Raw genomic sequence first — 9,586 nt, forward strand, 5'->3', positions numbered from 1 at the left:
GCCTCCCCGGAAACTCGACATCCGAGCCCTCAGCGGGCTCCAACACGGGGCGGTCATCGTCATCCTGCGCCGCCTCCCCGGAAACTCGACATCCGAGCCCTCAGCGGGCTCCGACACAGGGCGGTCGTGATCATGTACGGGGGCACCTCTCTAGGAGCGGGTGGACTCACGCGCGACAAGTTCGGGTGCCACTGACACCCATCTCGGTTCGCGGTCCCGGCCCTCCCCGAGCCGGTCGACGAGCAGCTCTGCCGCGAGCTCCCCGCGCCGCGCCGACCCCAGCCCCACGCTGGTCAGGGTCGGCCAGGTGACACGTGCCAGTTCGGTGTCGTCCATGCCGACGACAGCGACGTCGTCGGGCACGTGGCGCCCCGCCTCCCGCAGCGCCCGCAACGCACCGACCGCGATGAGGTCGTTGGCGCAGAACACGGCGTCGAGGTCGGGGGCGCGCTCCAGCAGCCGCGCGGCCGACTCGGCCCCCGCGTCCATCCGGAACTCACCGAACTCGATCAGCTCGTCGCGCACCGCGAGACCGGCGGCGACGAGCCCGTCCAGATAGCCCCGGTACCGCGCCTGGCCGGGCACGGTGTCCACGGGACCGTTGAGAAAACCGATCCGCCGCCGCCCGATGCCCACCAGGTGCGCGACGGCCATCGCCGCCCCCACCCTGGAGTCCACGCGCACGTTGTCCAGTGCGACGCCCTCGGGCAGCGAGCCGATCACCACCACCGGCGCGACGGCCCTGCCGAGCTCGTCGAGGTGGTCCCTGGTGATCCGGATCGGCGAGATGATCAGGCCCTCGGTGTGCCGGTCGGCGAGGCTGCGCAGCGCGCGCAGCTCCTCCTCCCGGTCGGCGCCGGTGGAGTGCAGCAGCAACCGGAACCCGGCGTCCTTGGCCACCGCCTGGATCCGGCGCACCATCGCCACGTACACGGGGTTGCCGATGTCCTCCATGGCGAAGGCGATCTGCCCGGACCGGCCCCCGCGCAGCGACCGCGCCATGGCGTTGGGCACGTACCCCAGCTCGGTCGCGGCGGCCTGCACCTTGCGCACCGTGTCCGGCCGCCCGCCGAGCCCGTTCAGCACGCGCGACACCGAGGCGATGGACACCCCCGCCCGGCGCGCGATCGTCTCGATCGTCGCAGGTCCGCCGTCCGTGCTCGCCACGCTGCCCTCCGGTCCACATCGAGCTGGAAACGTTTACAGTCCGCGCCGGGCGGGTGGACTGGAAACCTTTACAGCCGGGATGGGAGGAGAGGATTCACCAGAAGGGCCCGGCCCGTCAAGAGACGGGCCGGGCCCACAGGGCGGTCAGGCCGCTGACGACCTCAGCGTGCGGTGTCCCCCAGCTTGGAGACCCATTCGGGAGTCTGCAGCTTGGAGACCCAGTCCGGGTTCTGCACTTCGGACTGATGCGGGTCAGCGATGGCGGTACCCGCCAATGCGCTCACGGCGACGCCGATCGTGGCAACCACTGCGACGGCGAGCTTCACGCATGCGGTCACGACACCACCGCGGGAGGTGGTGATGTCACGCCGCCTTTCGGATCTGTCAACCATGACCGGATGCTATTAAGGTCAACAACCCAAGATCAAATCACTTATGACCTGCGCTTTCTATAGCTCATTGCGAGCTCAACCAGCTGAAATACCTTGCCACCTCGTCAAGCACCCAACAGAGCCTTCCCAAAATTCCAGCTCAGGCCATTCACTCGATAACCGACGAGGCCTCGACTCGATTGGGTGAATTTTCCGGTGCGGGTCAGCGGTCGAGCAATGGCGCCAGCGCGGCGGCGCGCGGATCGCCGTACGCCTCGAAGATCGTCAACGCTTCCTCTCGGGCTCGACATCCCTCAGCCGTCCGCCCCAGGGCACAGCAGGAATCACCGAGGGACTGCAGCGCGATCGCCTCGGTGATCGCGCTTCGCGTCCGCTGGCACAGCCGGATCGCGACCTTGGCGTGAACGATGGCCTTGCTGAAACGGCACAAGTCATTCTCGATCCGAGCCTGCACCGTGCGAACCAGGCCCGCCGTCGCATAGTCGCGCGTCCCGCGGTGCACGCTGTATGCCCGATCGCAGTACTCGGCCGAGGTTGCCAGATCCCCGATCTCGTAGTGCAGTATCGCCAGCTCAGTGAGTGTCGCGCCCTGTCCACGCATGTCACCGATGCGCTCTCGTATCAACAACGCCTGCTGGCAGTGAGTGGCAGCCTGGTCATAACGCTTGCGACGCCGGAACGCCCAGCCCAACCGGTGAAGAGTGTCCGCAAGACCGCCGTCCCCGCCCTCTTCCCGTTCGACCTCCATGACCTGCCGGTACAACCGAATGCCCTCGTCATAGTCCCCGAGATGCACCCGCTCGGTTGCGACGTTGTGCAGGGCCGTCGTGCTACCGAGCGACCAGTTCATCCGCGACGCGAGATCATGTGCTGCCCGGAACCAGTGCTCCGCCTCGACATGGTTGTTCAGTCCTGAGTGGACATAGCCGAGGTTGTTCATCGAACCGGATTCGCCCTCACTGCTGCCTTCGGCCCTCGCGGCACGGAGCGCCACCGGAAGCGCCGTCAGGATTTCCTCGTAGAAGCCGTAGGACTTGAACAGCTCGCGGAGAGTGTTCGGCAGACGCCAGGCGTGGCCAGTGAAGCCCTGCTCATAGGCTTCGGCCACGATCGCGACGATGTTGGCGCGCTCCTTCGAGCACCACTGCACGACGTCATCGTTGCCGGAGAACTCCTCGGCTGTGATCGGCCAGCTCAACGGCAACAGAGGGATGCCCTGGGCGTGTGGCGACGCGGCTCGCTCGGCGTTGTTGGCACTATAGAGATACCAGTCGAACAAGCGGTTCAACGCGGCTCGACGCTCGTCTTCGACTTCATCACGGTTGACGCACTCTGTCGCGTAGTCACGCAATAAGTCGTAGAACACGTACCGGTCGATCCCCTCGGTTCTACGCATCAGGTGAGCCGCGCAAAGCGCGTTGAGACCACGGGTGGCTTCCTCCCGTGAGCACCCCGCCAGAGCGGCCGCGGCGCCGAGGGAGATGTCTCGGCCGGGGTTCAGGCCGAGCAGACGGAACAACCGCTGGTGTGCGGCGGAGAGAACACGAAGAGAGCAACCAAAGATCTCGCGCAGCGTCGCACCTTCGCCGGCGCCTTCGTCTCCAACGTCCAGCAGCGCTCCCCGCTGGCTGAGCTGCCGCACCGCTTCGGCAAGCCTGGCGCCTGCGTTGGCGTCGACGTACTCGCCGATGATCCGCAGCACCAAGGGGTTCCTGGAGGACAGCCGCACAAGTCCGGCGAAGGCGGTGGGTTCTCGGTCGACCCGGGCACCTAGCCGATCGGCAAGCAGTCGTGCCGCGTGGTCGAAGCACAGCGGGGTCACCGTGACGCAGCGCGCCCCAGCCCGGATCTCCAGGTGCTTGAGCCGTCGACGGCTGGTGACCAGCAGGACGCAGCCCGCCAGGTACTGCAGGAGCCGCTCAACGTGCTCGGAGTCAGCCGCGTTGTCCAGGACGATGAGGAAGCGCCGATCTCCGAGGAGGCTACGCAGCAGCGCGGGCAGCAGCGGTGGGTCCGGGATGCGCTCCGGCGGAACACCAAGGGAGCCAAGAAGAACGGTGAGGACCTCCGCCGGACCAGCATGCCGACTCGCCGAGAAGCCATGCAGGTCAACGAAAGCAGCTCCAGCGAAGCGGTGCCGCACCCGCTCGGCCCAGTGCAGCGCGAGCGCGGTCTTACCCACTCCGGCTTCACCGACGAGGGCGATCACCCCCAAACGGGGTTCACCGTCCGGGCCCTCGATCAACGAGTCCAGGCTCCTGAGCTTGTCGTACCTGCCGACGAAGTCGGGCGGCGCGGGTGGCAGCTGGCTCAGCACCGGGGCGACTGCCGTCGCGGACCGGTCGGGTTCGCTGTGCGCCGCCACCGCCGACTTTGACTCATCGTCACGGAACAGGCGCTCGTGCAGCGCGCGCAGCTCCGCGTCGGGTTCGAGGCCGACCTCGGCGAGCATCAGACGGCGGTAGCCGGCGTAGTAGGCGAGCGCGTCCTGCTTCCTCCGCAGTCCCCAGAGCGCGCGCATGTGCTGCTCGGCAAGCCGCGGGTTCAACGGGTCGTCAGCCTGGAGCGAGTCCAGGAGGTCCAGTGCGGCGTCGAAGCGGCAGAGGGCGAGCTGGCAGTCGATCAATGCCGAGCAGGTCGGCAGGTAGTGGTTGGTGGTCAGCCGAGCTCGCTGGGCGTCCGCCCATCGTGTGCGCAGGTCCGCGAGCGGCTGGTCCTGCCACAAGGAGACAGCGCTGTCCAGCAAGTCGCAGGCACCCTGCTGGTCACCGTCCGCGAGCGCCGCCTCGGCGAGCTGGCGGGTCTCCTTGAACACGTAGAAGTCGATCTCGGTCTGGGGGACCATGAGCCGGTAGTCACCACGTCCCCCGACGAGTTCGGCCTCGATTCCCGCGACAGCGAGGAGCCTGCGCAGTTTCGAGGCATAGGAATGCACCGTCGGCTTGCCCGGCCATTCCTCGTCTTCGGTCCACACGCGCTTGATCAACTCGTTGACCGAGAGTCGCCGTCCGGCTTCCAGCAGCAGCACCGCGAGCATCCCGGACAGCTTCGGCGGTGCGCCGCCGAAGCGACCGTCGACGCGAAGTTGTGTAGGGCCAAGGATCCTGAAGGCGAAGTCCACCAGCGCCACCCCTCGCTGGTACCGACGATTGCCTCGCACAGTGTCCTGGGTCACACCTCATCGAGCCAGAGCCGATTGCTCGACGTGACCACAATGTGACCTTGAGTGGTCTGGAGAACTGTCGGCTCCAGCGAAACGCAAGGGAGGCACCAGCGCGGAGTCATCGATCTGATCAGGGCCCGCCCCCAGTCTCGGGACAGCGGCGAGGCGGACGCCCGCCGGGATCGGGGAGGGTTCCATGGCTGAGCGCTGGATCAGGGCACCCCTGGGGATCGGTGCCGACAAGTGGATCACCAGGACCGGCTGCCGAACGGTGCTGGTGGTCGTCGCGCACATGGCGGCAGGCACGCGGTTGCTGGACGTGCTTCCGCTCCTGGAAGCAGACCATCGGATCCAGGTCACGTTCACCGTTCCGGACACCGGAGACGGCTGGCACGCGACCGATGAGTTCGTCCGCGCCCAGGGCGGCCTGTACCTGCCGTGGCAGCAGGCGATCCGGCACGAGTTCGACCTCGTGCTCGTCGCCAGCCACACTGCGATGGACCGGGTGCACGGACCAGTGCTGTTACTCCCGCATGGTTCAGGGGCGACCAAGTCACTGCTTCGCGTGCGCAGTGCCGGAGCCGGTTCCGTGCCGACCCACGGGCTGGACCGGCAGATGCTGATGCGGGACGGACGCCTGGTCCCGGCGGCGCTGGCACTCACCCACGACGACGAGCTGCGGGTTCTGCGGGAGTCCTGCCCGGAGGCGGTGCCGCGGGCGGTCGTCGCGGGAGATCCGTGTCTTGACCGGATGCTTGCCAGCGTGCCGTTGCGCGAGTCCTACCGCCGGGCGCTGGGTGTCGGCTCCGGCCAGCGACTGGTCACGGTCAGCTCGACCTGGACCGCGAAGTCCGCATTCGGCAGGCATCCCGATCTGTTCGCTCGTCTGCTGGCCGAGCTGACCGGCCGGGGCGACCGGGTGGCCGCGATCCTGCACCCCAACATCTGGGCAGTGCACGGCCGCTGGCAGGTGCGGGCCTGGCTGGCGGACTGCCTGCGCGCCGGCCTGATCCTGCTGCCACCGGAGGAGGGCTGGCGCGCGGCCGTCGTCGCATCGGACGCCGTGATCGGCGACCACGGGTCGGTCACCCGCTACGCGGCCGCACTCGGCGTCCCGGTGGCGATGGCGGCCTTCCCCACCGAGGAGGTGCGCCCGTCGGCACCCGCACGCGCGCTCGCCGACCTCGCCGCGCGGATCGACCTCACCCAGCCGATCGAACCACAGCTGCCCACCTCTACCGACGTGGAGCGGCAGCGGGCGGCGGGCGCGTTGCTGAGCTCCGCGCCCGGCAGGTCCGGCGCGATCCTGCGCCGCACCATGTACCGCCTGCTCGACATTCCCGAGCCGGTCCGCGCGGTACCGGTGTCGCCGGTACCCCTGCCAAGGCCGGTCCCGAGGTGAGCCCGGGAGTGATCATGCGAGGCGGCTGGGTGACGGTAATGGTGGAGGTGGCCGAGCCACGCTGGCGCGCCTTCGCGGACGTGCTTGTCTCGACCTGCGACGGCCCGATCGCCGAGGCCGCCGCCAGGGCCACCGCCCTGCTCGCGGAGTTCCCGGGATGCCTGCTGGTCGCGGTCGGCTGCGCCGGAAATGGCTGTGTGGTGCGGTTCCGGGGTGACTGGGGCTAGCCCGGACTCCCCTGGGACGCCACGGACTGGCCCTCTAGGCAAGGCTCGCCCGGAGCCGATCCAGGCGATCGTCGAGCTGCCGGGTCTGCGGTGCGTCGCTGACCTTCGCGTAGATCGCCCGCGCCCGGGAGAGCAGCTTGATCGCCTGGGGGAGGTCGCCCGCGTCCTCGGCAACCTCCCCCAATGCGGTCAGTGCGTCGGCCTCGTAGACGGTCATCCCGGCCGCCCTCAGACGGGCCACCGCGTCGTTCAGCACGCGTCTGGCGTCGTCGAGGCGCCCCGCACGGCGGTATGTCGATCCGAGGAAACTCAGCACCCTTGCCTCGGTGGGACCGTCGTCGAGCCGGTCGAGCAGGTCCCGTGCGCGGTCGAGCTCCGCGATGGCCTCGGGAAACCGCCCGGCGTCGGCCAGCATCTCGCCGAGGCGCCGCCTGCGAAGGGCTTCGCCACGCCGGTTCCCGGTCCGCTCGTCGATGGCGAGGGCTCGCTGAAAACAGTCTGTCGCGGAGCCAAGCCGCCCCCTCGCTCGTTCCGCCATGCCAAGCCGGGAGGCCGCGGTGGCGATGATCCGGTCCTCTCCCGTGCGCTCGGCAAGCTCCAAGGCGTGGGTGCACTCCTGCGCGGCGCGGTCGAAGTCGTTCAGGTTGAGATAAGCGAAGCCGAGGTGACAGCGAAGGTGCGCCTCCGCACGGGGGTTGGTGTCCTCGCGCGCCGACAGGATGCCGTTCTCATAGGCGCTGATCCAGTCGCGGTAGTGCTTGCGGTACAAGAAGAAACCCCACATTGCCTCGCAGAGCTGCCAGGCCAGGTCGTGGGCGCGGTGATAGCGGACGTAGCGCAGCACCCGCATCAGGTTGTCCAGCTCGGTCTCGAACCAGTCCAGCGCGGCCTGCTCGTCGGCGAAGTCGGTGCGGTCGGCGACCCGCTCGTAGCGGGTTCCGACCCGCCACCGCTTCGGCATCAGCACCCGGTCCGCGACCAGAGCACGGTCGAGGTACCACTCGGACATCCGCATCCGTGCCGCCCGCCGCTCCCGAACCGCCTCCTCCTCGTCGTCCACCTGGGTTCGCGCGTGTAGGCGCAACAGGTCGTGGAAGTGGAACCGGTGCAGCCTGGTCTCGTTGAGCAGGCTGGCGTCGACCAGGCTGTCGAGTGAGTCCTCCACCTCGTCGGACGGACGGTCGGCTGTGGCCGCGGCCAGCTCAACGTCGAACTCCCCTCCGGGATGCCAGGAGAGCAGCCGGTACAGGGTCGCGTCGGGCTCGCGAAGCCTGCGGTAGGAGGCGTCAAAGACGGCAGTCACCGAGAGTTCATCCACAATGGACAGTTTGGACAGCCTGCGCCGCTCGTCGTGCAGATCGGTTACGACCTTGGCAAGTGACCACTGTGGACGGTTGCGCAACCGGGCCGCTACCACCGACAGAGCGATGGGCAGACCGCCGCACAGGCGCGCGAGCGCATCGGCGGACTCCGGTTCCTCCTGTGCCCGGCGCTTCCCCACGATCCCGGTGAGCAGCTGGACGGAATCTCGCCCGTTCAACGGCGCGAGCGACACCGGAACCGCGCCGTCGATGGTCAGGCTGACCAGTCGCTTACGACTGGTGACCACGACCGCGCTGCGTGGCGAACGCGGCAGCAGGGGCCGGACCTGGGCGGCGGCGAAGGCGTTGTCCAACAGCAACGCCAGCGACATATCCGCGGTTAGCGACCGGAACATCGCCGTCCGCTCTGCCAGCCCCACCGGGACCCGCTCTGCGGCAACACCGAGCGCGCGCAGGAACTGCCCTAGCGCGTCCACGGGTTCCAGCGGCTCGCCACCGGAAAAGCCCCCCAAGTCGATGTAGAGCTGCCCATCCGCGAAGCGGTCGGCGACGGAGTGCATCCAGCGCAAGGCGAGCGCGGTCTTGCCAACCCCTCCAGCCCCGGAGACCACCACGAGTGTCAACCGATCGTCGGACTCCCGGAGAACCCGGTCGAGCCGAGCGAGCTCTGGCTCCCGGCTGGCGAAGACCACCGGCTCCGACGGAAGCTGCTGGGGAACCGGCCGCGCGCTGGGCACCGCGCCGTGCAGGTGCACATCCCCGTGCACGACGCCCGCTTGGACGATCTGCCCTTGCACAGCACCGGAAATGACGTTATCCACAGTGGACTCTTCGTGCCGCGCGCCTTCCACACCGCTCATCCCCGCTCACCCGAATCCCTGTCCCCGGCCACACAGGTGGTATTCGACCGCCCCTTGCCCATATCCGCGCGGCGGGCGGCCGTTACAGGAAACCAGCACAGTAGCTCAGCACTATCCCGCGGCCGCATGGTTTGATCCGTTGTCCCATAGGCAATCGGTGGCCCTAACGAGTGTTTCCGCAGGCGCGGCCGACCAGGTAAATGCCAAAGCGACTGCGACAAATGGAGGACGGATGCGGGTCGAGGGTGCCGGAGTGGTTGTCACCGGCGGCGGGAACGGGATCGGCGCCGCGCTGGTCCGGGAGCTCGCCGGGCGTGGGGCGCGGGTGGTGGTCAACGACCTCGACGAGGCCTCCGCGCACCGGGTCGCCGAGGAGGTCGGTGGGACCGCCGTGCCCGGGGACGCCGCGGCGGAGGAGGGCGTCGGACACCTGGTCAGCCGGGCGCGGGAGGTGCTCGGGGAGATCGACCTGTACTGCGCCAACGCCGGGATCGCCCCGGTCGGCGGGCCGGACGCGGCGGAGGGCGAGTGGGAACGGGCGTGGCAGATCAACGTCATGTCGCACGTGCGGGCCGCGCGTCTGCTGGTCGACCCGTGGCTGGCCAGGGGGCGCGGGCACTTCCTGAGCACGGTGTCGGCGGCGGGCATGCTGATGTCGCTGGGCGCCGCGCCGTACTCGGTGAGCAAGCACGCCGCGTTCAGCTTCGCGGAGTGGATGTCGGCGACCTACGGGCATCGGGGCATCACCGTGCAGTGCCTGTGCCCGCAGGGGGTGCGCACCGACATGATCGAGGACACCGGCCGGATGGGTGAGCTGCTGCTCAAGCCGAACGCACTGGAGGCCGACGAGGTCGCCCGGATCACCGTGGACGCGCTCGGCGACGGGCGGTTCCTGATCCTGCCGCACGCCGATGTCGCGAAGTACTACGCGCACCGGGGCTCCGACACGGACCGCTGGCTGTCCGGGATGCGGGAGCTGCAGAAGAAGCTGGACGCCTAGGGCCTGTCCTCAAAGTGGGTTCGGGTGGTCTGCTTTGATCTTCGGTCGTGGTG

The 9,586-nt window shown here is 68.7% G+C and carries 7 protein-coding genes; 3 read left to right on the plus strand and 4 right to left on the minus strand.

Annotated elements, in window-relative coordinates; translation table 11 throughout:
• Positions 1–150: 150 nt before the first annotated feature.
• The 3 genes from ACFFQA_RS37940 to ACFFQA_RS37950 form a co-directional block, all read right to left on the minus strand.
• On the minus strand, positions 151–1,167 hold the full coding sequence (locus ACFFQA_RS37940; protein WP_377862660.1) for a LacI family DNA-binding transcriptional regulator: 1,017 nt from the start codon (positions 1,165–1,167) through the stop codon (positions 151–153).
• A 161-nt stretch (positions 1,168–1,328) separates the two neighbouring features.
• Complete coding sequence (locus ACFFQA_RS37945) at positions 1,329–1,559, minus strand: hypothetical protein (protein WP_377862661.1); 231 nt, start codon at positions 1,557–1,559, stop codon at positions 1,329–1,331.
• 202 nt (positions 1,560–1,761) lie between these two features.
• Positions 1,762–4,689 (minus strand): AfsR/SARP family transcriptional regulator, encoded by a 2,928-nt coding sequence (locus ACFFQA_RS37950; protein WP_377862662.1) that lies wholly within the window; start codon positions 4,687–4,689, stop codon positions 1,762–1,764.
• A 229-nt stretch (positions 4,690–4,918) separates the two neighbouring features.
• Between ACFFQA_RS37950 and ACFFQA_RS37955 the strand changes: the two genes are divergently transcribed.
• Both ACFFQA_RS37955 and ACFFQA_RS37960 read left to right on the plus strand, forming a co-directional pair.
• Positions 4,919–6,124: a hypothetical protein gene (locus tag ACFFQA_RS37955; RefSeq protein WP_377862663.1), complete on the plus strand. Its 1,206-nt coding sequence runs from the start codon at positions 4,919–4,921 to the stop codon at positions 6,122–6,124.
• A gap of 29 nt (positions 6,125–6,153) precedes the next feature.
• The gene (locus ACFFQA_RS37960) at positions 6,154–6,351 is read left to right on the plus strand and encodes a hypothetical protein (protein WP_377862664.1); all 198 of its coding nucleotides are present in this window, start codon (positions 6,154–6,156) and stop codon (positions 6,349–6,351) included.
• A gap of 34 nt (positions 6,352–6,385) precedes the next feature.
• Here the strand turns inward: ACFFQA_RS37960 and ACFFQA_RS37965 are convergent, their stop codons facing one another.
• Positions 6,386–8,533, minus strand: a complete 2,148-nt coding sequence (locus ACFFQA_RS37965) for a tetratricopeptide repeat protein (RefSeq protein ID WP_377862665.1) — start codon at positions 8,531–8,533, stop codon at positions 6,386–6,388.
• 232 nt (positions 8,534–8,765) lie between these two features.
• Between ACFFQA_RS37965 and ACFFQA_RS37970 the strand changes: the two genes are divergently transcribed.
• Positions 8,766–9,533, plus strand: a complete 768-nt coding sequence (locus ACFFQA_RS37970; protein WP_377862666.1) for an SDR family oxidoreductase — start codon at positions 8,766–8,768, stop codon at positions 9,531–9,533.
• The last annotated feature ends 53 nt before the right edge of the window (positions 9,534–9,586 follow it).

Source organism: Allokutzneria oryzae, assembly GCF_042429765.1.
Classification (GTDB): Bacteria; Actinomycetota; Actinomycetes; order Mycobacteriales; family Pseudonocardiaceae; genus Allokutzneria; species Allokutzneria oryzae.

Coding starts and splice junctions, on each gene's coding strand:
- ACFFQA_RS37945 (WP_377862661.1), bottom strand. CDS start 1,559: ATGGTTGACAGATCCGAAAGGCGGCGTGACATCACCACCTCCCGCGGT.
- ACFFQA_RS37955 (WP_377862663.1), top strand. CDS start 4,919: ATGGCTGAGCGCTGGATCAGGGCACCCCTGGGGATCGGTGCCGACAAG.
- ACFFQA_RS37965 (WP_377862665.1), bottom strand. CDS start 8,533: ATGAGCGGTGTGGAAGGCGCGCGGCACGAAGAGTCCACTGTGGATAAC.
- ACFFQA_RS37970 (WP_377862666.1), top strand. CDS start 8,766: ATGCGGGTCGAGGGTGCCGGAGTGGTTGTCACCGGCGGCGGGAACGGG.